Here is a 25,743-nt window from a genome sequence, read left to right on the forward strand (position 1 = left end):
CGATGGGGTCTGTGGCCGGTGAACCTATATGGTAAAGTGGTGCACTTTTTCGAGGGGACATTCACTGTGTGGGAATTGGTCAAATCCGGCGGCTGGATGATGTTGCCGATCATCATGAGTTCTATCGCCGCACTCGCCATCGTCGCCGAGCGCCTGTGGACCCTGCGCGCCAGTCGCGTCACCCCCGAGCATCTGCTGGGTCAGGTCTGGGCCTGGATCAAGAACAAGCAGCTGGACAAGGAAAAACTCAAGGAGCTGCGCGCCAACTCCCCGCTGGGTGAAATTCTCGCCGCGGGCCTGGCCAACTCCAAGCATGGTCGCGAGATCATGAAAGAGTGCATCGAAGAAGCCGCCGCCCGCGTCATCCATGAGCTGGAGCGCTACATCAACGCCCTGGGCACCATTGCCGCCATGGCGCCGTTGCTCGGCCTGCTCGGCACGGTGCTGGGCATGATCGATATTTTCAGCTCGTTCATGGGCTCCGGCATGACCTCCAACGCAGCCGTGCTGGCGGGGGGCATCTCCAAGGCGCTGATCACTACGGCGGCGGGCCTGATGGTCGGGATTCCTTCGGTGTTCTTCCACCGATTCCTGCAGCGCCGCATCGATGAACTGGTGGTCGGCATGGAGCAGGAAGCCATCAAGCTGGTGGAAGTGGTGCAGGGCGACCGTGACGTGGACCTGGTTGGGGGCAACGCGTGAAATTTCGCCGCAAGCGCCGGGAAAACGTCGATATCAACCTCGCGTCGCTGATCGACGTGGTGTTTATCCTGCTGCTGTTTTTTGTCGTCACCACCACCTTCAACCGGCAGACTGAGCTGCGCGTCGATCTGCCGGAAGCCGTAAGCGGTTCGCCGGCCGAAGACCAGCAGGTCAAGCAACTGGACATCGCCATCAGCGCCGAAGGGGTGTTCTCGGTGAATAACCAGTTGCTCGAGAAAAACGACCTTAATAGCTTGATGGACGCCTTGCAGAAAGAGTCCGGCGGCGATACTAAAATGCCGCTGTCGATCAGTGCCGACGGCAAAACCCCGCACCAATCCGTGATCACTGCGATGGATGCCGCTGGCAAGCTCGGTTTCAGCCACTTGCGCATGACCACCATCGAGGCGGCGAGCGCGCCCTGATGACCATGTCCGATCGTTTGCTCAAGGCCTGGTACGAGGGCCATCCGGCGCTCGCGCTGTTGCGTCCGCTAGAAACCTTGTACCGCCAGGTGGTGCAGCGCAAGCGCGCGCGCTTCCTGGCGGGTGAGGGCGATATTTACCGATCGCCGGTGCCGGTAGTGGTGGTAGGTAATATCACCGTGGGCGGTACCGGCAAGACGCCGTTGATCCTATGGCTGATCGAACACTGCCGGCGCAGCGGCTTGCGCGTAGGAGTGGTCAGCCGCGGTTACGGCGCCAAGCCACCCCAGTTGCCGTGGCGGGTCGATGCCAGCCACAGCGCTGAAGTAGCCGGCGATGAGCCTCTGCTGATTGTGCAGCGCTGCGGCGTACCTTTGATGATCGACCCGGATCGCAGCCGGGCGGTCAAGGCGCTGCTGGCCAGCGAAACCCTCGACCTGATCCTCTCCGACGATGGCCTGCAGCATTACCGCCTGGCCCGTGACCTTGAACTGGTGCTGATCGACGCCGCCCGTGGCCTGGGCAACCGCCGTTGTTTGCCGGCGGGGCCGCTGCGCGAGCCGGTGGAGCGGCTGCAGAGTGTCGATGCGCTGTTGTATAACGGCGCCGCCAGCGATCGAGACGATGGGTTTGCCTTTCACTTGCAGCCCACCGCGCTGGTCAATCTGAAGACCGGCGAGCGCCGGCCGGTCGACTCCTTTGCCGCGGGCCAGGCGGTGCATGCGGTCGCGGGCATCGGTAACCCGCAGCGTTTCTTCAAGACCCTTGAAACGCTACACTGGCAGCCGATACCCCATGCGTTCGCCGACCATGCGCCGTATAGCGCCCAGGTGCTGAATTTTACACCGTCATTACCGCTGGTCATGACCGAGAAGGACGCGGTGAAGTGCCGCGCCTTTGCCCAACCCGACTGGTGGTACCTTGCGGTGGATGCGCTGCCGTCGCCGGCGTTCGTCGCCTGGTTCGACACGCAGCTGATGCGCCTGTTGCCTGCACGTCTATTGCCTTAAACCGCTTATTTCCAGGAAACACTCATGGACACCAAACTGCTCGACATCCTCGCTTGCCCGATCTGCAAAGGCCCGCTCAAGCTCAGCGCCGACAAGACCGAGCTGATCAGCAAAGGCGCCGGCCTGGCTTACCCGATCCGTGATGGCATCCCGGTGATGCTGGAGAGCGAAGCCCGCACCCTGACCACCGATGAGCGCCTGGATAAATGACCACAGCCTTTACCGTTGTCATTCCTTCGCGCTACGCGTCGACCCGCCTGCCGGGCAAGCCGCTGCAACTGATCGGCAACAAGCCGATGATCCAGCTGGTGTGGGAACAGGCCTGCAAAAGCAGCGCCGAGCGTGTGGTGGTGGCCACCGATGATCCGCGCATCATCGAAGCCTGCAAGGGTTTCGGTGCCGAGGCCGTGCTGACGCGCGAAGACCACAACTCCGGCACCGACCGCCTGGCCGAAGTGGCCACCCAACTCGGCCTGGCGCCGGATGCCATCGTGGTCAATGTGCAAGGTGACGAGCCGTTGATCCCGCCGAGCGTGATCGACCAGGTCGCCGCCAACCTGGCCGCCCATGGCGAAGCCCGCATGGCGACCCTGGCCGAACCGATCGAAGACATCGCCACCCTGTTCAACCCGAACGTGGTCAAAGTGGTCAGCGACCTCAACGGCCTGGCGCTGACGTTCAGCCGCTCGACCCTGCCATGGGCGCGCGATGCCTTCGCCAGTCACCCTGACTTACTGCCGGAAGGCGTGCCCTATCGCCGCCATATCGGCATTTATGCCTACCGCGCCGGTTTCCTGCATGACTTCGTCAGTTGGGGCCCGTGCTGGCTGGAAAACACCGAATCCCTGGAGCAACTGCGCGCCTTGTGGCATGGCGTGCGCATCCATGTGGGCGATGCGCTGGAAGCGCCGCCGGCCGGCGTCGACACCCCGGAAGACCTTGAGCGCGTCCGTCGCCTGCTGGGGGCCTGATGGAGGTTCTGTTTGTCTGCCTGGGCAATATCTGTCGCTCGCCCACCGCAGAAGGCGTACTGCGCCATAAGTTGCGCGAGGCAGGGTTGGCGGGCCAGGTCGATGTAGCGTCCGCCGGTACCGGCGAATGGCACATCGGCAATCCGCCGGATCAACGCAGCCAACGCGCGGCATTGGCGCGCGGCTACGATTTGTCCGCCCAGCGGGCCCAGCAGGTCAGCCGCGCCGACTTTGCGCGCTACGACCTTATGCTAGCGATGGACCACAGCAACCTGCGCAACCTCAAGGCCCTGCAACCCGGCCAGGGCAAGGCGCAGCTGGACCTGTTCCTGCGCCGTTACGCATCCGAAGTGGACGAAGTGCCCGACCCGTATTACGAAGGTGAACAAGGCTTCGAACGGGTCCTGGACCTGATCGAGCGGGCCTGTGATCTATTGGTGATCGAATTGAAGGGGCGCCTATGACCTTGCACGTGCAATCGCAGGTATCGCTCAAGCCATTCAACAGCTTTGGCATCGATGTGCGTGCCCAGTTGTTCGCCGAGGCCCACAGCGACGACGACGTCCGTGAGGCCCTGGCCTATTCGGCCGCGCAAGCGCTGCCGTTGCTGGTGATCGGTGGGGGCAGCAACTTGCTGTTGACCCAGGACATCCCGGCGCTGGTGCTGCGCATGGCAACCCAAGGCATCCGCGTGCTGCATGACGATGGCATGCACGTGGTGGTCGAGTCCGAAGCGGGCGAGGCCTGGCACCCGTTTGTGCTGTGGACCCTGGCGCAGGGTTTCTGCGGCCTGGAAAATCTCAGCCTGATCCCCGGCACCGTTGGCGCCGCGCCCATGCAGAACATCGGCGCCTACGGGGTGGAAATCAAGGACGTATTCGCCGGCCTGACCGCCCTGGATCGCCGCACCGGCGAACTGCGCGATTTCAGCCTGCAAGAATGCAACTTCGCCTACCGTGACAGCCTGTTCAAGCACGAAACCGGACGCTGGCTGATCCTGCGGGTGCGCTTTGCCCTGAGCCGCGCCAGCCACCTGAAACTCGACTACGGTCCGGTGCAACAGCGCCTAGCGGGGCAGGGGATCATCGAGGCGACGCCGAGCGACGTCAGCCGTGCGATTTGCAGCATCCGCCGGGAAAAACTGCCGGACCCGGCAGAGCTTGGCAATGCCGGAAGCTTCTTCAAGAACCCATTGGTGTCCCAGGCCCTGGCGGCAGAGCTGCAAGCGCAGTACCCGGACCTGGTGGCTTACCCGCAGGCTGACGGGCAAATGAAGCTCGCCGCCGGCTGGCTGATCGACAAGGCTGGGTGGAAGGGTTTTCGTGAGGGCGATGCCGGCGTGCACAAGCTGCAGGCACTGGTGCTGGTCAACTATGGCGGTGCCACAGGGCACGATATCGCTAACCTGGCCCAGCGTATCCAGCGCGATATCGCCGAGCGCTTCAAGGTCCAGCTGGAAATGGAGCCCAATCAGTATTGATCCCTGTTCTCGGCACAAAAAAATGCCCCGCATCTTTCGATACGGGGCATTTTTTATTGCGTTAACAATCAGTCGTCGCGGCTCATGATGCCGAAGATCTGCAACAGGCTGATAAACAGGTTGTAGATCGATACATACAGGCTGACGGTCGCCATGATGTAGTTACGCTCACCACCGTGGATGATCGCGCTGGTCTGGAACAGGATGCACACCGAGGAGAACAGCACAAAACCCGCGCTGATCGCCAGTTGCAGGCCGCTGATCTGGAAGAACATGCCTGCAACCACCGCCGCCAGCAACACGAAGAAGCCCGCGGTGATGAAGCCGCCCAGGAAGCTCATGTCCTTACGCGTGATCAGCACGTAGGCCGACAGACCGCCGAACACCAGGGCGGTCATGGCAAACGCCGAGCTGACCACTTCCGCACCGCCGGCCATGCCGAGGTAACGGTTGAGGATCGGGCCGAGAATAAAGCCCATGAAACCCGTCAAGGCAAACGCCGACACCAGGCCCCAGGCCGAGTCGCGCAGCTTGTTGGTCAGGAAGAACAGACCATAGAAGCCGATCAACACGACAAAGATATTCGGGTAGCCGACGCGCATCTGCTGCGCCACGAACGCCATCACACCGCTGAATGCGAGGGTAAGGGCGAGCAAGCCATAGGTGTTGCGCAACACGCGGCTGACTTCAAGCTGCTCAGCCTGCGCGTTGCCATTCACTGCGTAATTCTGTTCGCGCATGGCGACACTCCTCCGGTTTTGAAACGTTCAGTCGCAAAGATCATAACAGACGCTCTGTAACAAGCTATGGCGAGAGTTTGACAGTGTGTTTCATTCGGGTATTATGGCGCCCGCTGAGACGGGATGGGCTATGATAATCCTGTGGATGCACAAGGGAAATTGGCAGAGTGGTTGAATGCACCGGTCTTGAAAACCGGCGAACGTTAATAGCGTTCCCAGGGTTCTTATCTAAGGCTACATCCAGTTGCACCTTGCAGTACCGTTTCATCGCGTCATCGGAACACACGGGAAATTGGCAGAGTGGTTGAATGCACCGGTCTTGAAAACCGGCGAACGTTAATAGCGTTCCCAGGGTTCGAATCCCTGGTTTCCCGCCGCGAACTCAACAAAATCAAGGGCTTAGGTCAATCCTAGGCCCTTTTTTTATGGCTGTTTCATACCCATCCCACCGGCACAGACCGCTCTCCCTTACTACCTTTTTAAAGATGCAACAGCTTAGTTGCGCCTTATGTCGCCTGATGTGGTCTCAGAGAAAGGCGTCCTAGCAGTTGCAGCCTACTGACGTTTCTCTCGTATTCGCTTTAGCTTACATTCATTGATCAAGGGTGATGCGTGGCGGCTCCGGTATGGGTGGCGGGGTGCACTCATCCCATGCCTTGGGCATTCAGAAAAACCGTTCAGCCAGTGGGTGTCTGAGATCTCCCGTCGGGCTCTCGCAAGCGATCGTTTGAAAGCGGGGCCACGGTTGGGCAGATGGTCTGAGGAAAGGCCACGAGATCTGGCCTGTCAAAATCATGTGAACGGTCTTCCCGCTTTACTCCACATCGCCGTTAAGCGCGGAAGCAGATGCAGGTGGGATGCGTCGCATGAAGCCCGTTCGTCTTCGAGTGTAGGCCGAGTGCCCATTGCCCCACCTAGCGATATTGATCGACTGCCGGCTTACGTACGTCACGCGGGTCGAATCAGCTTCGCTGAAGCCCCCACCTTCGTCAGCGTCTCAGTGTTCTGGTCGTTTCGATCTCTGGCCTCTAGATCGACTGTAAAGCTTTAATGCCCTGGGGAATGCTCGTGCTGTCATGTGTGTCTGGTGGGGGATTGTCCGTCAGTTCGAGTCTTTTGGGATTCTACAAAAGGCAGAGTCGGAAAGGTATGCGTTTATTCAGGGGGTTATATTTTGAAACGGCACTCTCGATGCGCAGAAGCTCCTTAGGCGGCATTTTGTATAAGTGCTTTGTGGTGGAGGGGGCAAGGTCGATATTGGATTTTAGGTGCCAATGCTGCGGCATAAGAATGAGTATGCTTAGAGCATACTCTAAGGTGCAATAAAAAAATTGCATCTTGTTGAACAGCTTTTTTTTGTGTGGCAGGATGCGCGCCACTTGAACATGTGTAATAGCTGATACAGCCCAGAAGGATTGCAGCGTTGAGCAAAGAATATTCAATTGATCACGATAGAATACTTCCTTCAGTATCAGTCGCAAGCGATAGCGGTCTTTCAGTCTTGGGGGAAAAACTATGTTCTTCATTGACGGTTCATCGTCGCTTGAGTGATATCAAGATTTTTGCGGAATGCCTTAAGGCTGATGGGAAGTGTGCTGCTAATTTTAGGTGCCTGATCGAGCGCTTTGAAAGCAGCACAAGTCAACGGGGTGGTGAAGTGAATTCCAAACCAGTTGAAAGCCCCCACGCTCATGCTAATATTTCAACAAAGGACATGATCCTTTGAATGCGCTTGCCCCTTTGCGCATGAGCCATGTCGAGCTGTTTGAAACGACACGCAATGGAACTCCGACCTTCCGAATGATTTGCCCTGATCATACGATGACAGAGTTCTTTGATGAGTGGGCGTATCAACTTGCCAAATTAAAAGCATTCAAGACCACACGTACATATTGTTACGCGGTGCGTGAGATGCTGAACTATATTCATCAAGTCAGTATTCAATGTGGTGGCCTCACTGCATTGCAACTGCGAGAAGCATTAGATAGCTATGAGAGCTACTTGGTCAGCGGAATTTATAGCACATCATCCGTAGCCAGTGAGGCTGCGAGGGTGCTTGGTAGCAGAGAGCTGGGTGGCGCTTCTATTGCAGTGCATTTTGCGGGTGTAAATAATTTCATTACCGCTAGTGAGGCGATGAGGGAAGCATTGCTGCAGATGCAGGATAGCGGCTACGTCTCTGAAATGGCTATCTCGATGATGCCGCTCACTACAACCAGGTACATGGAGGCGCCTCGGAATGTCAAGGCTGCGATCAGGGCAAACAGCTGGATGGCCGGCTGCATCGCAGGGGGCGCAAAACGGATCAAACAGAAACACCTGAGCCCAGTATCTAAGCCCTCGACGGTGGCGCGCACTGATGAATTTGGAGGGGATGAAAAAACCTTCCCGATTGACAAGTGTAGGGATTTGATTGAAAGCGCTACGTGTCTGCGCGACAAGGTGCTGTGGAGCTTGCTAGCAGCATCCGGCTGCCGGATTTCGGAAGCGCTTACAGTGTTGTGGGACGACATTCATATCGATACCGATAATCCGAAAAATAATAAGGTATTTATTGTTGATCCTGACACGCGTCTAGATGTTTTGATCCATTACATCCCTGAGCATCAGCTCAAAAAGCTTGATCATAAGGGGCGGGTGAAGCCTGATACGTTTTTGATCCAGCCCTTTGCTTCAATGTTCTGGCATTACTTAGGGTTGTATGACCAAGAGCAGCGTGCTCTAGAAGCGAGCAGGCACCGTCCGGTAGCGCACAGATTTTTATTTCGTAACCTTCGTGACGGAGGCCCCATGGCGATGTCTTATCAGGCCGTTTACGAGCGCTTCCGTTCAGCTGCACAGAAAATTACGGGCATGAGCTACGGCTTTCATTCGCTCCGTCATATGTACGCGTATTACCTGGTCAACCATTGCCCTAATCCGGTTGGTCATAACAAATTCGGACTGGATTTGAAAACGGTGCAAGTCTTCATGGGGCATAAAACCATCAAGGCAACTGAGCGATACGCACGTAAAGACATCAAAATGCTCGAGGCAACGTTCGCGGCTATCAATATGCTTCGCATGTCAACAGCTAACTATAGCGTGACACACGTTCAAATTCAGCATCTCGAGAATGAACTCAAGCAACTCAAACTCTCACTGCATAGCGACAGTAAATAATGATTAATTTGCACCCTATCAATGCAATTTGGCTTGTGGAAGAAAATGAGGTTGCTCAGCACTTCGTTAAGGCTGTTGCGACAGTTCGAACCCTTTATAAAAAATACTATGGTGCACAGCCTGATAGTGCTGCAGATCGGGTCGAGTCTGTTTTTAGGCGTGCTCTGACCTTTGAAAGATGGGGCGTGAGTGAAGTTCAACTGACGTTAGAGGCAACGTTCCGCAATAGTAATGTGCACTGGAGCGAAGTTGATCCTAGGCTTTCGGGGCTCTCAGCCGCCTACGAAGGTTCAATTTCTCAGTTATTTCGCTTAGTTTTTATTACGTTATGGGCGCGAAAAGTTTTTGTTGCTCCTCTCGGGATGCAGACTATCGCACATATGCCAGAAGTGTTTGATATGCTTTGTGAGAAGTTGAATGTAGAAAATCTGACGTTGATTCGCGGCGTGCACCCTGAATCCAAGATCAAAAGTCTTTTCAAGAGAGAAGAGTTTGATAGTGGGAGCAGTCGCGTAAACTTCTGGCTGAGACTTCTGTTAAGCACCACCGCCTACACCATTGAAGATCTGTCGCAATCAGATGTCAATAGCCTGTTTTCAGCTGCTAACGGTTCAGGACAGTTGCCATTGCGCAGGTACTACGTCAATGACTTCCTTCTCACACTCTCGTCTCAGAGCGCGGAAAAGAAAAAGATGGTTGAGGATGTTATCAACCAATACCAGCTTGAAAAGCGCGAGAACAAACCTGCGAGGGTCTATAAAGGGCGGATCCGGATTGGAAAAGTACAAAAGAAAGCTGAAAGCGCGTATGAAAAGTCTTATGCGGCAGCGCAAGAGATTGCATCCGGTGTGCGAGATATGAATTTCGCAGAGGATTTTAGTACATATTTTCCCTCCCACATTTTCAAGAAAATCTTCTACATTGGAGGGGAGGGGGAAGATTCGCTTTTTTATGAGTCCTCGCGTTATCCTGTGAAAGTATTTTCCTCGATGGTAAATGGTTTTTACAAATCGTTCATGCACTCAATGAGGCTCCAGAACTCTACCAATCATGAGTTTGTACTCGGCTTGCTCATGAGTTATGTCATGTGCTATCTGCCCAATTTCTTCCTTCAACGGGATGGTGATCTCTTAGACTATCCTAAGAATTTGAATGACTTCAATTGCACTCTTTTTTTTACCCGAGAGTCAGTTTTTCTTGAAGGGGTAATCGTATATGAAAAGGAGCCGCCAAGAACATTTATTGGTTATGTTAATGAATTTTCTCGTGTAAAAGGTTGGGGTAGCGATACTCTTTACGCTCGAGTAGGTATCATCGATCGCTTTTGTGATTATGTCGAAGACAATAATCTGGTGTTGCCAGGTGCCGATAAGTTTAAAAATAACTTTACGAGCGCATGCTATCCAGCTGTTTCAAAAAGGTCTGGCACTGACAAAGTTCCGGTTCCAAGACCGTATTTTTCCACATTCATCAGCATGCTTGACAGTCTCGAGTATTTGGTCGATCACATTAACTGTATGCCATATTACGATGGCCAGTTGGAGCTAGATGTAAACTATGGAGTTTTGGGTGGTGAGCTTTATCAGCCTTCCACGGTCGAGCTCACTCATAGTCATGCTTGGGCGGGGTTGATCGGTCGCAATGTTAAGGGTATTGATGAGGTCAATCAGAGTCTTCTGAATTATACTCCAATCTTTTATCATGAAAATAAAATACAGACTTTCAAATTTCTCCCCCGTTTTTATAAGATTGTCGATATCGAGATTAGGGGTGAAGTAGTTAGTCGTATTTCTCCCAATGAAGTCAGGTTGACGCAGCTGATGTGTCACACTGGAATTCGCCAGCAACATCTGATTTGGCTGGACAAAGATAGGTATGATCGTGGCGTAGATCGGTATCGCTCGCTCCCATTCCAACCCATGTTTGTCAGCTCAGATAAATCGCATGGAGAGTGGACGGCGATTGTTGCTATGCGCGCAATCGAGATCATGGACAGGCAACGCAAGTGGTATGATGCGTGCACTTCGCCTAGTTACAAGCAGGACTTGTGGTATGGCATGGTTGAAGGATCCAAATTTGGTCGATACAAACCCCTGTTCAGGGGGCAAGGAAATACCGACTCTGATTGGAACAACTCTCGGCAGTTTCGTGTTTACATGTTGATTTTGCAGCATTTCATTCGCGTTCAGATGCAGGACGCCTCTGGGGAGGACTTGGTTTTCGTCAAGTCTGAAGGTGGTTCGCCTGTTCCTTTTCTCGACTATTCGCCATATTTCCTCAGAGAGCTTGCCGTCAATGATCTGGTCAGCCCACACACCCCCCATGCATTGCGCGCGGGGTTCGTATCTGACGCGATCAGGCTCCTACCGCCTTCGATCATCGGTCAATATTTGACAGGTCAGAGTGAGGCGCTTGTCTGGTATTACGCAATTTTTGATGGCGACAATTTGTCTGATCACCAACAGTTGCTCGCTGATTACATGATGAAAAACATGCAGAGTATTGAGCGGGGTGATGCTCCTGAACTTGCTGAGACCGTCCTCAAGCTTCATGCTAAATTGATGACGTCTATTGAAAAAGATCCAGTGCAGGCTATTAAAACTCACGGCTTGATCAGCCTCGCGGGTGTAGCGGCTGACAAGAACGGGCTTGAGACTCTGCGCGCAAGACTTTACACCAAGCTCGCGTTCAATAACTGCCATATTTGCCCGTTCGATAATCGTTGTCCGAAGGAAGTAGTCTCCAAAATCGGTGGGCACCGTCAATGCGCGTTGTGCCCTTATGCCATCCGTGGTATCGATCACTTACAGGCTGTGAGTGCAGAAAAAGATAAAGCAAAAGAGATGATGAAGGTCGTGCTTGACAAAATTCAAGAGTATCGAGCTCTCAAGCCAAGCGCTCGCAATCCGCAAATTTTGGAAAATTTGTATGTTGAGTATGACCACCATGCTTTGGAAGCTTACGCCCTGGAGGCTATTGAGCAGCAACTGTATCTGATGGCGCAAACCGGAGAGGCAAATAGTTTTTTTCTCCGAGAGAAGGATGGACTGATGGCTCACTTCCAGAAAGTCGAGATCTCAGAATCCGACCACGTCCTGAAGCGCTTGGTCGATGTTCAGAACTTTCCGGATCTTTCCAGTCCTCGGCTTGATGCGCAGTTCGCCCAAATGAGGATGAGGATGCTTGTGAACCAAGGCAAGTATGATGAGCTACTGAAGCCGAGTAACAAACCTGCGAGTCATCAGTTGGCGTCACAGATTTCCAGCATGATGACGACGGGCATGCTCAGCGTCCGGGACGTTATGAAAATCAGTCACGACAGCGCCAATGTTAGCATGGTAGCTAGGCCCGCTTTATCACTTTCTGCTAACATGGGGTTAGCAGAAATGGGAGCATAGCATTGGTTCAGCGACTCGATCCGTTTGATAATTATAGAGCAGAGCACAAGGCATTACGCATTAGACATATTCGTAGTGCGCTTGATATTCTGTCTAAAGCTACGTATCCGAACATCACAAATTTGGCAATCGACGTTGCTAAAATTGTGAAAGAGTTTGAATACCGAGATTTCGAGTCGTTGCCTGAAAAGACTAAGGTCAAAGGCTTTAAGCCCGTTAGCCATGTCACGCTGCTTAGGAATTCCGACTATCGTCTTTATCTAGATCGGAGCGGCAAGATAGAGGAGTCTGCAGAGGAAACTCCTGTCGTTACTACTTCGGATTTCGAAGCGCTTAAGATCCGCAATGCGAGTTTGAATGGCCAAATAGACCAGTTGAAACTCACGATCAGAAATATCGATTCTGGTGTTCTTCCTAATTCGCCAGAAGAAACGGATAAGCTTCGTAGCGAAACTGAAAGCCTTCGTGACGCTTTAACGATGGTTTGTAGGGTGCTTGACAACGTTTTGGGCGAGTGTAGTCAAGTCTTGATCACAGTTCCACCTGGGCAGGAAACTGAACAGCAACCGTCGCCCGGGTTGTGGGGATTATTCGATATCATCGCTACTTATGACGAGCTTTTGAAGCTTGATACTTTACGTAGACAACTCTGCAAAGTTTAGCCCTCACGTTTCCTTGGGAGTGCCCGGAGTCGTACATTACAATGACGCCGGGGCGTGGGGCGTTGAGCACCAAGTGTTCAGCATCAACAGGTCGCCCCAGGTCTAGCGACCTCAGGCGCTCGATGATTTTCAAAGACTGACGATGCTCCGCCTTGATATTAACCCTTGTGAAAGTCGTCCTTCTGCTTTCAAGTAGTGTTTATGCCATTAAGTATGGCAGGGCGTAATTTTAATCCAGATTTTCCAGCCGCTTCGTACTCGCCACTTCGCTATCAATTTAGAGCGGTCAGTCGGTAAGGGCTCGTTGCTAGCACATTGGACTAATAAAGTGCCCCAGAAATCCTTTTCGAGTCATTTCAGCTAACTCAACGGTGTAGCTTCATAGCTCAATCGTCCGAAAACGCTTATCCGATCAGCAACGAATGCACCGACTCGCTCTTGGGCAATTTTCAGTATATTCAGGATTTCTTGACTCACCTGTTTGGTGGACAGGTATTCCACGACTGGCTTGGGCGGAGGAGCAGCGTGACTCCACATTTCTATGATTACCTTGAGGAGCCCGTCTGAGCCAAAATGCTTGAGAGCCATTTCCCACAGCTGGCCTTCCTGCACCATATCCAGGCGAGGCCTAGTCATAACGGAGTTCCAGCAACATGATGGTCTTTCTTGATTGCGAGTTTACCGAGCTCTCGGCGGCAGCGAAGCTGATATCACTGGCGTTAGTCGCTGAGGATGGGCACGAATTCTACGTGGAATTGCTCGATGCTTGGCAAGAAGAAGACTGCAGTGATTTCGTAAAGGAAACCGTGCTTCCACAGCTGTGGGGTGGGAGCTACGCGTTGCCCATTATTGAAGCCAGGATGTCGCTGCTCAGATTTCTGACGTCGTTCAAAAAAGAGATCGAGATCGTCACTGATGCCCCTCAGTTCGATTGGGAGCTTTTTTGCGACCTGGTATATGAGGACGGGCGATGGCCCAGAATCGTTCGTAATTTCCCTACTGACGCAACGACCCTTTCTCCGACTAGCGAGGGTGAAGAGCTGCCTCACCACGCCTTGCTCGACGCCAGGATCATCGCCGGCATGTTCGTATCTGTAAACCGAGGGCATCCCGGTGGAACCTGAGCGGGTTAGACGGAACTATACCTCTAGCTGATTCGCTGGATTTTTTTGATCTCAGATCACACCAAATCTCGTACAAACCACAAAAAGTAAACTCAAATACTTGGCTTTTGTTGGCAAGCCGAGCCGGGGCCTACGGCCCCAAATTAACGAGCAGGTTACAAGGTGCGTAGGGGCAACCATAAGCGATGGTATTTGCTTGAGAGTGAGCTTAAAAAGCTGTCATATCGAAAGGGTCAGATAAAAACGGCGGCCAGAGAACCAGCCTCATTTCCAAAATGAACAATGTGCCGGGGCAGGCAACGCTGCTTTTCTTTTGAGTTCAAAATGTAGATCTCCGGTTTTGAAAAACGAATTCAAGGGCAGAGATTTCGAAAAAGACATTAATGTCGCATTTGTGTAAATCCTGAATCAGGATCTGGCACCATCGCTTATGAGGTTCTCGTGCGCAGGGGGCTATGGATTAAGCCGGAAATAAGGTTATCCAGTGATCGAAGCCACTTGGCGGCAAACCGATCTTTCCGCTCGGCCTCGCGTTGTCGTGTAAGCCAAGCTCAATCTCAACGCACGGCCCCGAGCCCTTTGAGAGCACGTGCGTCAATCCAGCATTGTCCTCTAACAATCAGCTCTAGATTCGGTAGCGTTAATCCTCTTCCAATATCGATGCACAGTCGATAGAGCCAGCCCCGTCTCCCGCGCAATCTGCGATTGATTCATTCCAGCAGTCTTAAGCTCGCGAACGACGCTTTCGCTTCCCTTGTTCTGAGGCTTTCCAGGCTTACGGGGGGCAACCGCTCCATCAGTGAGCTGTTCAGCGAGAATTCCAAGACCTCCTTCTTTCTCAAACGCTTGCAGCTGCTTTAAAGCAGCATCAATGAGGACAGGGTAGGGGGTGTCCTGCTGTTGGGACATACAAAGAGCTAGGAGGGCCAGAGGGTTTATTCGAAGGCCCTCAGCAAGGCTCTCGAACTTCTCAAGAGTAATACTTGTTTCGCCTCGCTCGAGGGCGCTGAGTTTGGATTTCGCGGAGGCGTCAGAAAGGTCTTCGTGCCGAAGTTGACGCTGCTTACGCAGTGCTCGGATGGCGCCCGCGAGTGCGATTCTAAGCTGCATGGCTCACTCAAAAGTCAGGATATAGCCACACAGGAGGGTTTCCGTTAAATACCAGAATGAGGTATTATTGCGCATACAGCGGTCAGGACGGCCCATTGCGAAGCTTCTGTAAGCTGGTTTTGGCAATTTATGGGAATTAGATGAGAGCGTTTCGCTGGGCATGAAGACCGGCGCGCGGACTTTCCAGCAAGCCTCTGCTGAGCAGGCGTATTACTCGTAAAATATTTCGGAGGCTGTACATGGTTGGAGTGATCGATACAGGGCTTTTCGGAGACCCTGGAGCCTCTTTAGTTGGCTCAGAAGTTAGCCTCCAAGATGCGATGTCTGCAGCCAGAAAGCGCTACAAATGGATGCCCCTATGCGCCGTCGAGGAGTGGATCATCCTAGACGCCATAGTCACTGACGCGGAGCGAGCGAAAGTAATCGCTGCCGGTTGCCAACCAATGTTTATGTTTGCCCACAAAGTTGTTGACGATGAGCAGAGGCGTTTCGAGCCAGGCCATTGGGTGCGCTCAAGTATGGGTACAACCTTCGAAGAGGGTTTCCTGTTCGCCACACGCAACTCAGTCTACGTCTTGCTCGGGCCAGGCCATCGTAAGTCTGCTTCTATCGAAGCGATATTTTCCCTTTTCTGATTACCCACCGGTTCTGCTGAGCAACTGACATGCTCCAGCAGCTTGAGGCGACACATGTTCAGAACCATAGACAGCGACCTCATAGGTGTCCCAGGAATGTTTGGCGAGGGCGTATCCAACTGGCGTGGAGTGTCGAGGCTGCTCCGAACTCCTTGGTACCACCTGACCCTTAGCGTCGAACACCAGGGGCGGCACAGCGAGTGTGCGGTGATGATTGACGACACGCGCCAGCTTCAAGAAATTTTGGTGAGCCAAGGCTCTGATTTAGGTATCACCGAAATCATGGCTGTGACGCCGTCTTGGATGAATAAGACAGGAGGTTGGCAGATGGAGCGGTTGACCAGATTAAGCGTAGGTGAGGACAGAATTGGCTCTGAGGTCTGTGTCCTAGAGGTGGGTGAGGGCGAGGTTTACCACACCTCGCATCAACCAGATTTCCAGATCGAAGCGCTGGCGAACGTAAGGCCTGTCTTTCTCTCAAGCATGATTCGATCAGCCTGAAATTTACCATTAGTCCCCCACGATACCAGCGCTCCTTGTTGCGTGTGCAATTCTTGATAACTCCATAAAGACCGCAACCGGAGCCCAACGATGCTGGACACACTAGATGTGAATTTTCACGGCAAACGCCATACAGATTTTGATCTGAAACGAATCATAAGGGCTCAAGAACAGGGCTTCGACCTACCGGTCACAGCGTACCTTTGCGGAGTATCCATTAGGGCGCGCGCAGGCATCGGCGTGGTGTTTGGCCACAAGCGGAAAGACCAGTATGGGCGGTTTGGCGATGGCCATCTGATTCGGACTTCTGATGTGTTGAAAGTTGAACGTGAAGGCAGATTCTGGGTTATGACAACCGTAAATTCTCGGTACGTGCTCGCGACATTTCAGCGGAGCAATGGAAGAGCGAGCTTGCGCGAGTTTTTACGCTTTTCAGAGAAAAAGCTCCATTTCACTCCGTGCATACTTCAGTGATGCGCCACGTATCGTAGTCTCTGTTTTGACTTAACTCTGGAATAAAGTAAGTAATGCGATTTTATAAATCGTTACCTTCAAAGTAGCTAAATTTACAAAAGATGCTAGACGTGATTGATCGAGAATATTTAGATAAAGGGCGTAGGAAATAGCGTGTAAGAAGTTTATTCACACACGCTTTTAGGGCTAAGTACCCAGAGCAGCATCGCGCGATGTGTGCTCGGGGGGACGGGTGTTCGAAGACGTAAAGAGCGGGGCTCTGTTTTAGCCTTGTCGCGGCTGCGCACGTCCGAGTTAGATCTGAAGCTTATGGAAATGGTGTTGGCTACTGAGCACTGTCCGGCATAAAAATGCCTCCCGGTACCGTGTACTCCTAGACCCGAGCATACGGTTCAAGCGTTCGCTTCACTTGTCGGGGACGGGGTACACCCCATCCGTCAATCAAACGAAAGGATCCAGCCGAGTGGCAGCTCCTGGCTGGATGCGGGCTATTCCGAATTCCCGCTCTCGGCCAATAACCGCCTTTCACCCCGGGCAAGTCGACCTATACAGACCTTTAACGACGTAGAGCAAGCGGCCCTAATGGGCTTCTTTGCAGTTTTGACACCAGCCAAATAGTTTCGTCACCTAAGTGGAAAAATCTTCCCCTTGTCGATGGCGAGTCCAGCAATAGCTAATCTCGGCTTATAGTTTGTATGTGTCGCGGTAGATTTGTCGGCGAATGGCATAATCGACCTCGTAATAGCCGGGATATAACCTTCCGTAAGAAAAATCACGATCATCATAACCTGGGAAGTATTCAATCCCATCCTCATCCTGCTTGAACTGAATATACATGTGGGGTGAGCCTTTCAGATCCCTATTGTTTATAGAGATAATATGATTAGCCGCCTTAATGAGCTGATAAAACAAGCTTTGAAGAACACCTTTTCGATATGAAATATATTTTTCTCGCTGAAAATATTCAAGATGCGAACAGCTTACCCAGTAAGCATATTCATCATCTTCAATGTGTTTGTTTTCATTTAAAAAACATATAGTTATAAGGTCGCGACATACAGAGTTAAAATTTTTTAAGGCGCCTAAAAGCACAGGCGAACTCATGTCCCCTTCATGGTCTTTAATTATCCAGTCTGCCTTTTTCAAGTAAGACTGAAGCCGTAGTAAAAATTGCTCTGAAAGCCGAACGTCATAATAAAAAAATGGTAAAAAACAGCAGTAATAAACGAGATCGCTAGGCTCTATCTCATTACGCCAAAATCTGTAAACTCTTGATGCTGGTAAATCTTGAGGAAGAAGATTGTGAGTGGTGAGAAAAAGTTCAGCGTCTAAAAAATCTGCAATAGCCTTTAGCTTGATAAGATCCGAATCGTTAACAATTACCCCGATAAGGTCAGCCACATCAATTATGTCATTTTTTGTATCAAGTTCGTATTCGGTATTGCCGATTTTAGCGGCCCGATGAGTGGCTTTATTTACGATATTGAGAATTATAAGTTTTTCATATTTTTCATAGAGTTTTTTCTCTATGAATTTATCGACGGTGTATTTCGTCTTGGTTAGGGTGGAGGTGGATGTAACCTGAAAGGCAACTTTTTCCTCGTTGTCGCCTAAGTCTATCGCAGCGGCATTGTTAGTAATTGTGTTTATGTTTTTTAGCTTAAAGCCATAAATCAAATTTAGAAGACCGCAATAGAAGTCTTCTGCGCCGTGATTTATGTCAGTTAGACTTATACTGTTATTCAGTTCAACCTGAGACTTCAGCCAGGAAAGGGCTGTTATTATTTTTTTGTGATATGTAAGTCGATTCATGTTTTTGGGTTATCCGAACTTTAGTAATTGTAGTATGGGATATAACTACCGTTGCGTGATTCAAATCACTACTTGTTTTTGTTGGCTTTAGGCCAAGGCAAAGAAAGTTAAGGTGCACCACAAGAACTTTCTACCAAGGACATCGCACGTCGACACGAAGTCATCTGACCGTCTAGGCAGGCCGGACGATTCATGCATCTAAAGGAGGAGCAAGCATTGGGCTTTTGTTAGTAATGCCGAGCTGAATTTGCTGTACCTGATCAAGCAACTCGAGATCTTTCATGCCTCGAACCCAAATCTCAAGCTGGTTCTTTTTGATATTGAAGTTAAAGGTTGTATCGTCATGTGAGTACGACACGGATCCTGTACGACTATCGTCTTCAGCATGCCCCCCGCTAGCCTCACTTATATCCTCAATCCGATCTACCAGTTCTTCGAAGCTCTCATCCAGTCTAGAAAAAGAGATGATCAAACTATCGAGATTACGATCCAGTATTTCTTCGATGGCATCACGCTCGGCTTCCCAGCCTTCCCGCAGTTCAAATGTACGCCGGATCTCAAACTCAGCCGGATCATCTGGATTCTGTCCTGCAACGATGGAGTATCGAAAGATATCTGAATGAACATCCCCGATACCGAGATCATACTCCTTGCGTACTCGTCGACGACCGTTCGTGAGGGCTCTCTTGGACGTATCGTAAATGTGCTGCAGGTACTCTGCGACCTGCTCATCTAACAGACGACGGCACCATAACTCCGCTGCATCATTTAGATCCGTAGGTACTCGGTGTTTTTTAGCGGTGCTGAAGCCTTCAAGCGACCGAATCGCTCCAGTCTCAACCCCCTCTAGATAAACACTGGTGTTGTGTAATTTAATGCTAGAAAGTGAGGCGTCCAAAGGTTCAGTTGCTTCCTCCTTGACGTGATGGATCTTGAATGAGCCACTCGCGTTTAATATTGCCTGCGGTCTCTGGGTAGCCTTTAGGGTCGTCTCATAAGTGATGTAGTGAGGCACTTCCTTGCGAAGGTAGTCTCGCAAACCTATGTCGGTAAGCCACCGGTCACGGGTCAGGGCGTCGGGCGCTCGGCCGTTCAATGCTTCAAGCAGAAAATGCGTCCAGATGCCGTGTTTCAAATCCGTTGAAGGAAACGATTTCTCACCCGGAGAGCATGATAGGAATACGCCCAGGTACCAGTTCTCATTTAGGAACTCGTCAACCTCATCTGCTTCGAGGTTGGAGATGACATCCCGAGACTTCACAACGCCTTTGAAATTTTCAGCACATGCATCCACGAATATCAGCGCTTGTTGGCAAGCACTGGCTTGCAGCGGTTCGAGAAGGTCGTCCCGCATCATCAGTGAGGTGCCTGCAATGTTCACCCGATTTGTATCGTAGGCGCTCAGCCGATTGCCACCGGCACCGTGAAACCCGTGTCCGGCATAGTAGAAAATGAATAGCTCTTCCGGCTGGAGAGTCTGTATCGCGTAGGCAAGGTCACTCTGCAGGGCGGCTAAACTTGCGTCAGAATCTTTTAGCAGGGTCACAGTAGGAGGGGCATCTGCAAGGTCTGTATAGACTGTACTTACCCATTCGGCGAACGCCTCCGCGTCAGCGTGCGCATAATCGACGACTGGTAGGGCATTCATTCGGTAATTTTCGACAGCAACGATGAAAGCCGTCACTCGACTGAATTTTGTCTGATTTTTCGAAGCTACAACGGGCTTAGCTGCTTTGAATTTCCGTTTCAACTCATTTGATCCTTTACGCCTCTCGGAAGCGAAAAGCCTCCATTTAGAATGTCAATTCTGTCTTTGGCTTTGAGAGCACGTCAAGTGCGTGAAAACGTCCGCTATAAACGATAATAAAATTACATGAAAGGCTGCTTGGGTCTTGAACGGACGTAGTCGAACGTCTATTTCTGGCCGTAAGTAGTCGTTTTAGAAGGCGCATTTTTTAAGATGCAGCTGCCGGTCGCGTCCTCCCTAGCGGGCTCTCACCGTCCACAACTGATCTACCTTCGTCGGATAGCTCTGACTCATCAACTCTCGGCGCATCGCCCAACCTGGCGCCACCGGAACACTCGCAACCCGCAGCATTCCCTTTCCCCACCGACCATTGATCTCGTTCAAAACGCTCATCACTTTGTCTGCCATCGCAGGCTGAGACTGAGCGAATAGGTCATCTGTGAGTTCGCCAGGCTGTCGAAAACCATCAGTAGAACTTCCGCCTTGCTGTATTTGAAGCCCGCTCGGAAGAGTCGATTGACCGCTTCGGTCGCAGCCTTGGTCATGAGTCGAACGTCGTTTGTCGGGTACGGGAGTTCTACGAGTGCGCCGTTTGCGTACTTCGCTTCTTCGGGATTGAACATGCCTGTCCTGATACTCACGCGGATCTTCTTGCACAGCGAGTTTTGCGCTCTGAGCTTTTCCGCCGCGCGTTGGGTGTAGGTGGCGACGGCCTCCTTGATCGGCTCGATCTGCGTAAGCCCCTACATAGTAAATATGTCGCTTTTAGTCGCGCTGGGCCCTGTAGGCCCTGCTGAAGATGCTGCTCCACAATAGGAGCTGAAAGTGTAATGTGGGGCATACCAAGGAGCTTCATCGGAGGATGGGTGCATGAATGTTTTTATCAGCTCGGTAATAAGAGGTTTTGAGGAATATCGCGCAGCTGCAAAAAAAGCGGTAATGCTGTTAGGGCACACGCCAAAAATGAGTGAAGAATTTGGCGCCAGACCTTACTCCTCGCAAACCGCGTGCATGCTGGAGGTGGATCAGGCCGATGTAGTCGTTCTGGTGCTGGGTGCAGATTTTGGCTTTGAAACCCAAACAGGTGAGTCGGTTACTCAGCAGGAGTTCCGACGCGCTAAAGCTTCAAACAAACGCATCCTCGCTTTTTTGGAAACCATACCGGCCAACGAAAAGCAGGAAGCGTTTAAGCGTGAGGTTTCTGATTACGTCGATGGACTTTTTCGAGTGACATTTTCATCTGCGAACGAACTGGCAGATGGAATTGTGCAGGCTCTCAGCCTTTTGAGGCAGAACCAAACGGCGATTAACGAAACGGAATTCGAGCAGAGGCTGGCCCACCGACCCAATGAATCCAGATCGAGCGGATACGGTCACGACGCTACTGTCGAGTTCGTATTTCTTCCGCAGCCGGCGCTGAGTGGTTCGCTGAGAGTGTCTGATGCTCAGCGGGACGAGATCTTCTTGAAGGTCTGCCAGGAGGGGCTGAGCGCCGTTAGAGACGGCTATAAGCCCCACGATCAACCGGAGACGTTGGGTCTAGATACCAACGTACTCAAGTGGCGAATGCAGGACGACGGTCTGCAGTGGGTTTCCGTCAGTCTTTCCAATGGAAATGCAGGAAGTCGGAATGACATGTTTTCGTCCTATTACGTTTCTCCGTCGAAAACGCGATCCGCCGCGCTTGCTGCTTTTAGTCTGGTTACACAAGGTCGGAGTGGCTGGTTTCAAATAGCTTTGCTTGGCATGGACAATAAAGTTTTTTCGGAGCCACCAGCTTCCACAGCTTCGAGCATTTCCATCCCTCACCGCACCGAACGCTTGCTCCAAGAGAGGCAGCTCCTTTTGCCGGCAACCCAAAGTGTATTTGAGAGTTGGTTAGATGACGCGCTATATCGAATGGGTCGCAAGCTGAATTTGTAGAGATGTTTAGAGCACCGTAAAGGTACAGCGCAATGGATAACACAATCACCGTCGACCAACTGGTTACCAACCACCTAAGATCAATCAACGAAATATGGCTCTGCGGGACGCATACCCAGCTATGCCTGTGGCGTGGCGAACAGGTCTTCACCCACGAGATGATGAGCGAGGGCACTCACGATCAGAATTTCCGACGCCTGTGCTTGCAGTTGGTCAACTCTGATGATCAAGCTGCCGTGGCCAGGGGTCAGGTAATTGTGCGCGAACGGCTGAAAAAGATGGGGAAGGAGGGCGAGTTTTATCCCGCTTAGGAGGCGGACACTCATCAATAAGAAAAGGAGCATCGGGCATTCATGGGGAGTCAAACCAAGTTCTGCTGTCGCTTGGAAGCGTATCTTCCGATGATGATCCTGGAGCGCTTAGGATTACTCACTCAATTCAGTAACACCATGGAGCAGGCCACGGTTTATGGATATCGAATTTCGCGGTAATGGCATGCGTGATAACCCGTCTGTAGGTACATGCGATGAGTACGGCGTGAGCGGGATTACCAGCTTTGACGATTTGACCGAAGCTCGTCGTAAGATTGCTGAGGCGCACCCAGGCTTTAAACTCCTGATCTCGCTCGATGATCTGCACCAAGCTCGCTACACCTCGGGGCATGCGCGCAATAATTTAGGGATGGACGATGCATCGGAGCAGGACATAGCGGGCTTGCCTCCAGAGTGCTTTGAGAATGGTGAATACATAGGCTATCCGACTACAAAAGAGGAGTTCGCAATCTGTCTTCGCAATTTCATGACCCTGGTTGCAGCCACGTCTTTCGAGGATGCTTGTACTCATGGTTTGACGCTAGATCAGCAGGCCCTCCAGGAGTGGATCGGTTACCAGAACAACCCTATCTCTCTTCTAGAGCAGCCTCTTTCAGCGCTCCTGGTACCCGTTCAGCAGTCCTGCCAGGCACTCGCGGCTTTTCCGAATGGCTATTTCACTTCGGATCTGGATCCCGCGAAAAACTTTGCCGTTGCGCGTCATTTTTCAGAAGCCCATGGCTATGAGTTGATGGGCGTAGGTGCTTCTTACATCGGCTTCATTCGTGCTGAACCGCCTGATACATCACTTGCTAACGTCGTAGCCAAAGACTTCTGTGCGCTCTATAACACTAGCGATGAAGACCTACAGACACGCATTTCTGCAGTCGCACAGGCGATCTCTGGTCGGACTTATCTGTGGCTTCGTTACGTGGAATGAGCTCCGTGAATAGCCAAGTCTCGCCAGTCGATTTATACATCAAAGTCAACCTATAGCCGGGTTAGGGGGTATTAATTTTAATTGGCTAGATTAATGATGAAGAAAATTTAATGCGTTATTATCTCTTGGGGTGAGTATGAGTTTTGAGTCTGAGTCCGAAGTTGGAAAACTGGCATATAAGTGGTATACGCGGTTGGCGTCGATAGGAATGGGTCACTATCGTGCCGCTATGCGATATTCATTTATCCATAAAATGATCTCAATCCCGGCAATTGTTTTTTCAGCAGCTGTTGGAACTACGGTGTTCGCCAGTATGCAGCAACAAATAGATATTTTTTGGCAGGTGATGGTTGGAGCTATGAGTGTATTGGCTGCGGTAATGACTGCCCTCCAGAGTACACTGGGCTATCAAGAACTTGCTGAAAAACATCGCGCTGCTGGTGCCAATTACAATGCATTGGGAAGAGAGATGGAGTTTATGTTTGAATCGGGTGGGGCAAATAATTTTGAATGTTTGGATAATATACGTCAGCGTATAGATTCGCTCGCTAAAGAGTCGCCTCATATTCCGAAGTCGGTACATGGCTATATGCATAAGCACGGCGTGTCAGATGAGTGGGTTCTACAGGAAAAATCTGAAGTTTGATGATAAATAAAGTAATGGTTTGTTGATTTAGCGCTCGCCAGTAATGGCTGCAGCCTTAAGGAGGTAATTAACCCTCTAGATTCCCATGCATGGTCACCATGCTTCGTTGCGTACGCCAAAAGTCGGCTCACGGAAAGCTCGTCAGCTGAAGGTTTACATCAAACCCCACAGCGGCGAGGTTATTGTGACAAAAGGTTGCAGTCACGCGGGCTGAAGAGGAAGGCAGAGCAGGCAGTGACACTGTTGAGTCTTGTCGGCCAAGTGATTTTGATTTGACTACCCAAGGGGCCCTTTTTGAGGGCCTTCTTTATTTTTTAGACCGATCAGGAGCCCTGTTTGCACCGCTTGTTTTTTCGTCAATCAAAATCGCCTCATGACGGTGCAATTCGCCCTCAAACGCCTGGATTCGCGAAGCAAAGTCGGGAAGAAAATGCTTCTTGGCTGGTGAGCGAGCCATTGCCCTGAATCGTCATAATGCATGGGCTATGATCATCCAGTTGACAGCCCCCAAATGACTAAAGCTCCCGCCCATGGAAGACACATCCGAGGTTCGCATTTCAGCGGATGAATTGTCCGAAGATGTCGTGACAAGAGAGTCCCTTTATGAACAGGTTTGGTCGGCTCCTATGACCAAAATCGGCGAACGATATGGGGTGTCTTCAAGCTATTTGGCTCGAGTTTTCACCAGTTTAAATATTCCTCGTCCACCGGTGGGGTATTGGGCTCAAGTCGCAGCGGGCAAAGCTAAAGCGCGTCCATTATTGCCCGAATCCCGGCCTGGCGATTTGACTGCGTGGAGTCGAAATGGAGCGCCTCTCCAGGTTTCGCGATCTTTGCCAAAAGAACGTGAAAAAACGAACCGAAAAATATCTCCAGTCCCTGCTGCACTGCCTCGCAGGCACCCAATTTTACTAGATATTGAAGAGCACTTTAAGAAGGTTCGGGAAAGCGATAACGGTTATTTACGGCCCACAAAACGTTCCATGGCGGATTTAATTGTGAGCCGTACCGGGATAGCCCATGCGGTAGGTTTTGCCAACCAGTTTTACTTGGCTCTGATGAAAGAAGGTCTTGCAGTAGCGCTCAGCGATCCTGCTACGCATATGAATCGTGAGCCAGTTGATCACAGGGAAAAGGCCTCAACGAGGTACATACATCCTTCGCTATGGCAGCCGCAACGTCCTACCGTGGTTTATATAGGAACCATAGTTTTTGGTTTGACCATCTATGAGATCAGTGAGTACGTCGAGGTCAAGTACGTAGACAAGGAATATGTTCGACTAAGTTTACTTCCAACCAATCAACGTCGCTCTCCTTATCGCAATGATTGGGTAATGAGTACCGACATGCCTACCGGTCGCCTCTGCCTCCAGGTTTATTCCCCCTACTACCGAGCAGATTGGATTCATCGGTGGATCGAGGACAGGCCTGGTGATTTGGTCAGCAGAATCCCAAGCATCGTCAAATTCTTGATTGCTGAAGCCCCAGGACTTGCCAAAAAAGTGGAGGTTGAGCGAGAAAGGGCTGAGCTCGAATGGCAGAAGCATCAATTGCAAATGGCTGAGTGGCAAAGAAGAGAAGAGGAAAAACGTCGACTCAAGGCGATCCAGGATAGCCGTGAGCAGCTAGAAGCTGTGATTCAGACTTGGGCAAAGGTAAACAGCATTCAGGCGTTCTTTGACGATATAGAGAGATCCGCGCGTAGGCTCGGGGATGATGAACGGAGCGTGATTATCGAGCGGCTGGCTAAAGCGAAAGAATTGATCGGGGATTTGGACGCGTTGAAACACTTCAATGGATGGGAGCCTCCAGCGTTTTGAGTCTATTCGGGCGTCTTGTCGTTCTGTAAGCCCTGGGGAGATGTTGTGCCTGCTAAGACTCGCAAGTCTAGGCTTTCAAAAAGGCCTACTGCTTTCACTGTCTGTAGCATAACAATGGTGTTTGCAGTATTAGCGCTGGTCTTCGTCCAG

The 25,743-nt window shown here is 51.5% G+C and carries 24 protein-coding genes, 1 tRNA gene and 1 pseudogene; 21 read left to right on the top strand and 5 right to left on the bottom strand.

Annotated features, from left to right (window positions below; translation table 11 throughout):
- The first annotated feature begins 66 nt into the window (after window positions 1-66).
- The 7 genes from KVG91_RS20980 to murB are packed head-to-tail and all read left to right on the top strand — an operon-like array spanning window position 67 to window position 4,588.
- A complete protein-coding gene (locus KVG91_RS20980; protein ID WP_169375106.1) occupies window positions 67-702 on the top strand; it encodes a MotA/TolQ/ExbB proton channel family protein in 636 nt (211 codons plus the stop codon).
- Window positions 699-1,127, top strand: a complete 429-nt coding sequence (locus KVG91_RS20985) for an ExbD/TolR family protein (protein WP_169375107.1) — start codon at window positions 699-701, stop codon at window positions 1,125-1,127. Before KVG91_RS20980 ends, KVG91_RS20985 begins: the two co-directional genes overlap by 4 nt.
- A complete protein-coding gene (lpxK, locus tag KVG91_RS20990) occupies window positions 1,127-2,137 on the top strand; it encodes a tetraacyldisaccharide 4'-kinase (RefSeq protein ID WP_217894933.1) in 1,011 nt (336 codons plus the stop codon). Before KVG91_RS20985 ends, lpxK begins: the two co-directional genes overlap by 1 nt.
- A gap of 24 nt (window positions 2,138-2,161) precedes the next feature.
- Entirely contained in the window at window positions 2,162-2,347 is a 186-nt protein-coding gene (locus KVG91_RS20995) for a Trm112 family protein (protein ID WP_003174668.1), read from the top strand.
- Window positions 2,344-3,108: a 3-deoxy-manno-octulosonate cytidylyltransferase gene (kdsB, locus tag KVG91_RS21000; protein ID WP_169378449.1), complete on the top strand. Its 765-nt coding sequence runs from the start codon at window positions 2,344-2,346 to the stop codon at window positions 3,106-3,108. The genes KVG91_RS20995 and kdsB overlap by 4 nt, the downstream gene beginning before the upstream one ends.
- Window positions 3,108-3,572, top strand: coding sequence for a low molecular weight protein-tyrosine-phosphatase (locus KVG91_RS21005; RefSeq protein ID WP_169378448.1), 465 nt, complete (start codon window positions 3,108-3,110; stop codon window positions 3,570-3,572). The genes kdsB and KVG91_RS21005 overlap by 1 nt, the downstream gene beginning before the upstream one ends.
- Window positions 3,569-4,588: a UDP-N-acetylmuramate dehydrogenase gene (murB, locus tag KVG91_RS21010; RefSeq protein ID WP_169378447.1), complete on the top strand. Its 1,020-nt coding sequence runs from the start codon at window positions 3,569-3,571 to the stop codon at window positions 4,586-4,588. The genes KVG91_RS21005 and murB overlap by 4 nt, the downstream gene beginning before the upstream one ends.
- Before the next feature lie 68 nt (window positions 4,589-4,656).
- Here murB and KVG91_RS21015 read toward each other — a convergent pair whose 3' ends face one another.
- Complete coding sequence (locus tag KVG91_RS21015; RefSeq protein WP_003174664.1) at window positions 4,657-5,328, bottom strand: Bax inhibitor-1/YccA family protein; 672 nt, start codon at window positions 5,326-5,328, stop codon at window positions 4,657-4,659.
- A 286-nt stretch (window positions 5,329-5,614) separates the two neighbouring features.
- On the opposite strand from KVG91_RS21015, the gene KVG91_RS21020 reads away from it, so the two are divergent.
- The 6 genes from KVG91_RS21020 to KVG91_RS21045 all read left to right on the top strand — a co-directional run bounded on the left by KVG91_RS21020 (window position 5,615) and on the right by KVG91_RS21045 (window position 13,674).
- Window positions 5,615-5,702, top strand: a tRNA-Ser gene (locus KVG91_RS21020).
- A gap of 1,049 nt (window positions 5,703-6,751) precedes the next feature.
- Window positions 6,752-7,054 carry a hypothetical protein gene (locus tag KVG91_RS21025; RefSeq protein ID WP_169375486.1) on the top strand — a complete coding sequence of 101 codons (303 nt, stop codon included), beginning with the start codon at window positions 6,752-6,754 and terminating at the stop codon, window positions 7,052-7,054.
- Window positions 7,051-8,490: a tyrosine-type recombinase/integrase gene (locus tag KVG91_RS21030; RefSeq protein ID WP_225927028.1), complete on the top strand. Its 1,440-nt coding sequence runs from the start codon at window positions 7,051-7,053 to the stop codon at window positions 8,488-8,490. Before KVG91_RS21025 ends, KVG91_RS21030 begins: the two co-directional genes overlap by 4 nt.
- Window positions 8,490-11,888 carry a hypothetical protein gene (locus KVG91_RS21035; protein ID WP_169375485.1) on the top strand — a complete coding sequence of 1,133 codons (3,399 nt, stop codon included), beginning with the start codon at window positions 8,490-8,492 and terminating at the stop codon, window positions 11,886-11,888. Before KVG91_RS21030 ends, KVG91_RS21035 begins: the two co-directional genes overlap by 1 nt.
- A 2-nt stretch (window positions 11,889-11,890) precedes the next feature.
- Complete coding sequence (locus tag KVG91_RS21040) at window positions 11,891-12,550, top strand: hypothetical protein (RefSeq protein WP_064055422.1); 660 nt, start codon at window positions 11,891-11,893, stop codon at window positions 12,548-12,550.
- A 653-nt stretch (window positions 12,551-13,203) separates the two neighbouring features.
- The gene (locus tag KVG91_RS21045; RefSeq protein ID WP_064055423.1) at window positions 13,204-13,674 is read left to right on the top strand and encodes a 3'-5' exonuclease family protein; all 471 of its coding nucleotides are present in this window, start codon (window positions 13,204-13,206) and stop codon (window positions 13,672-13,674) included.
- A 612-nt stretch (window positions 13,675-14,286) separates the two neighbouring features.
- On the opposite strand, the gene KVG91_RS28070 is transcribed toward KVG91_RS21045, so the two are convergent.
- Window positions 14,287-14,784 carry a helix-turn-helix domain-containing protein gene (locus KVG91_RS28070; protein WP_098465999.1) on the bottom strand — a complete coding sequence of 166 codons (498 nt, stop codon included), beginning with the start codon at window positions 14,782-14,784 and terminating at the stop codon, window positions 14,287-14,289.
- Window positions 14,785-15,023: 239 nt separating this feature from the next.
- Between KVG91_RS28070 and KVG91_RS28075 the strand changes: the two genes are divergently transcribed.
- The 3 genes from KVG91_RS28075 to KVG91_RS21060 all read left to right on the top strand — a co-directional run bounded on the left by KVG91_RS28075 (window position 15,024) and on the right by KVG91_RS21060 (window position 16,394).
- Window positions 15,024-15,419 carry a DUF6957 family protein gene (locus tag KVG91_RS28075; RefSeq protein WP_404822429.1) on the top strand — a complete coding sequence of 132 codons (396 nt, stop codon included), beginning with the start codon at window positions 15,024-15,026 and terminating at the stop codon, window positions 15,417-15,419.
- Window positions 15,420-15,629: 210 nt separating this feature from the next.
- Window positions 15,630-15,920 carry a hypothetical protein gene (locus KVG91_RS21055; RefSeq protein ID WP_225927029.1) on the top strand — a complete coding sequence of 97 codons (291 nt, stop codon included), beginning with the start codon at window positions 15,630-15,632 and terminating at the stop codon, window positions 15,918-15,920.
- A gap of 90 nt (window positions 15,921-16,010) precedes the next feature.
- A complete protein-coding gene (locus KVG91_RS21060; protein WP_169375483.1) occupies window positions 16,011-16,394 on the top strand; it encodes a hypothetical protein in 384 nt (127 codons plus the stop codon).
- Between the two features lie 684 nt (window positions 16,395-17,078).
- Here the strand turns inward: KVG91_RS21060 and KVG91_RS21065 are convergent.
- From KVG91_RS21065 to KVG91_RS27635, 3 genes and pseudogenes are all read right to left on the bottom strand, one after another.
- A complete protein-coding gene (locus tag KVG91_RS21065) occupies window positions 17,079-18,206 on the bottom strand; it encodes an SMEK domain-containing protein (RefSeq protein WP_169375482.1) in 1,128 nt (375 codons plus the stop codon).
- Between the two features lie 190 nt (window positions 18,207-18,396).
- Window positions 18,397-19,956, bottom strand: coding sequence for a caspase family protein (locus KVG91_RS21070; RefSeq protein ID WP_217894934.1), 1,560 nt, complete (start codon window positions 19,954-19,956; stop codon window positions 18,397-18,399).
- A 234-nt stretch (window positions 19,957-20,190) separates the two neighbouring features.
- Window positions 20,191-20,693 (bottom strand): annotated as a pseudogene (locus KVG91_RS27635) (DUF4113 domain-containing protein); the annotation flags it as partial.
- A 130-nt stretch (window positions 20,694-20,823) separates the two neighbouring features.
- On the opposite strand from KVG91_RS27635, the gene KVG91_RS21085 reads away from it, so the two are divergent.
- The 5 genes from KVG91_RS21085 to KVG91_RS21105 all read left to right on the top strand — a co-directional run bounded on the left by KVG91_RS21085 (window position 20,824) and on the right by KVG91_RS21105 (window position 25,593).
- Complete coding sequence (locus tag KVG91_RS21085; protein ID WP_169375481.1) at window positions 20,824-21,876, top strand: DUF4062 domain-containing protein; 1,053 nt, start codon at window positions 20,824-20,826, stop codon at window positions 21,874-21,876.
- Window positions 21,877-21,908: 32 nt separating this feature from the next.
- On the top strand, window positions 21,909-22,187 hold the full coding sequence (locus tag KVG91_RS21090; RefSeq protein ID WP_169375480.1) for a hypothetical protein: 279 nt from the start codon (window positions 21,909-21,911) through the stop codon (window positions 22,185-22,187).
- Between the two features lie 157 nt (window positions 22,188-22,344).
- Window positions 22,345-23,127, top strand: a complete 783-nt coding sequence (locus tag KVG91_RS21095) for a DUF4253 domain-containing protein (RefSeq protein ID WP_225927030.1) — start codon at window positions 22,345-22,347, stop codon at window positions 23,125-23,127.
- A gap of 136 nt (window positions 23,128-23,263) precedes the next feature.
- A complete protein-coding gene (locus KVG91_RS21100; protein WP_099311814.1) occupies window positions 23,264-23,773 on the top strand; it encodes an SLATT domain-containing protein in 510 nt (169 codons plus the stop codon).
- A 530-nt stretch (window positions 23,774-24,303) separates the two neighbouring features.
- On the top strand, window positions 24,304-25,593 hold the full coding sequence (locus KVG91_RS21105; RefSeq protein WP_169374468.1) for a DUF4200 domain-containing protein: 1,290 nt from the start codon (window positions 24,304-24,306) through the stop codon (window positions 25,591-25,593).
- The last annotated feature ends 150 nt before the right edge of the window (window positions 25,594-25,743 follow it).

Source organism: Pseudomonas azadiae (assembly GCF_019145355.1).
Lineage (GTDB): Bacteria > Pseudomonadota > Gammaproteobacteria > Pseudomonadales > Pseudomonadaceae > Aquipseudomonas > Aquipseudomonas azadiae.

What these genes read in the sequence shown, in the direction of transcription:
- lpxK (WP_217894933.1), top strand. Translation starts at nt 1,127, where the DNA reads ATGACCATGTCCGATCGTTTGCTCAAGGCCTGGTACGAGGGCCATCCG.
- KVG91_RS20995 (WP_003174668.1), top strand. Translation starts at nt 2,162, where the DNA reads ATGGACACCAAACTGCTCGACATCCTCGCTTGCCCGATCTGCAAAGGC.
- kdsB (WP_169378449.1), top strand. Translation starts at nt 2,344, where the DNA reads ATGACCACAGCCTTTACCGTTGTCATTCCTTCGCGCTACGCGTCGACC.
- KVG91_RS21005 (WP_169378448.1), top strand. Translation starts at nt 3,108, where the DNA reads ATGGAGGTTCTGTTTGTCTGCCTGGGCAATATCTGTCGCTCGCCCACC.
- murB (WP_169378447.1), top strand. Translation starts at nt 3,569, where the DNA reads ATGACCTTGCACGTGCAATCGCAGGTATCGCTCAAGCCATTCAACAGC.
- KVG91_RS21015 (WP_003174664.1), bottom strand. Translation starts at nt 5,328, where the DNA reads ATGCGCGAACAGAATTACGCAGTGAATGGCAACGCGCAGGCTGAGCAG.
- KVG91_RS21035 (WP_169375485.1), top strand. Translation starts at nt 8,490, where the DNA reads ATGATTAATTTGCACCCTATCAATGCAATTTGGCTTGTGGAAGAAAAT.
- KVG91_RS21045 (WP_064055423.1), top strand. Translation starts at nt 13,204, where the DNA reads ATGATGGTCTTTCTTGATTGCGAGTTTACCGAGCTCTCGGCGGCAGCG.
- KVG91_RS28070 (WP_098465999.1), bottom strand. Translation starts at nt 14,784, where the DNA reads ATGCAGCTTAGAATCGCACTCGCGGGCGCCATCCGAGCACTGCGTAAG.
- KVG91_RS28075 (WP_404822429.1), top strand. Translation starts at nt 15,024, where the DNA reads ATGGTTGGAGTGATCGATACAGGGCTTTTCGGAGACCCTGGAGCCTCT.
- KVG91_RS21055 (WP_225927029.1), top strand. Translation starts at nt 15,630, where the DNA reads ATGATTGACGACACGCGCCAGCTTCAAGAAATTTTGGTGAGCCAAGGC.
- KVG91_RS21060 (WP_169375483.1), top strand. Translation starts at nt 16,011, where the DNA reads ATGCTGGACACACTAGATGTGAATTTTCACGGCAAACGCCATACAGAT.
- KVG91_RS21065 (WP_169375482.1), bottom strand. Translation starts at nt 18,206, where the DNA reads ATGAATCGACTTACATATCACAAAAAAATAATAACAGCCCTTTCCTGG.
- KVG91_RS21085 (WP_169375481.1), top strand. Translation starts at nt 20,824, where the DNA reads ATGAATGTTTTTATCAGCTCGGTAATAAGAGGTTTTGAGGAATATCGC.
- KVG91_RS21090 (WP_169375480.1), top strand. Translation starts at nt 21,909, where the DNA reads ATGGATAACACAATCACCGTCGACCAACTGGTTACCAACCACCTAAGA.
- KVG91_RS21095 (WP_225927030.1), top strand. Translation starts at nt 22,345, where the DNA reads ATGGATATCGAATTTCGCGGTAATGGCATGCGTGATAACCCGTCTGTA.
- KVG91_RS21100 (WP_099311814.1), top strand. Translation starts at nt 23,264, where the DNA reads ATGAGTTTTGAGTCTGAGTCCGAAGTTGGAAAACTGGCATATAAGTGG.
- KVG91_RS21105 (WP_169374468.1), top strand. Translation starts at nt 24,304, where the DNA reads ATGGAAGACACATCCGAGGTTCGCATTTCAGCGGATGAATTGTCCGAA.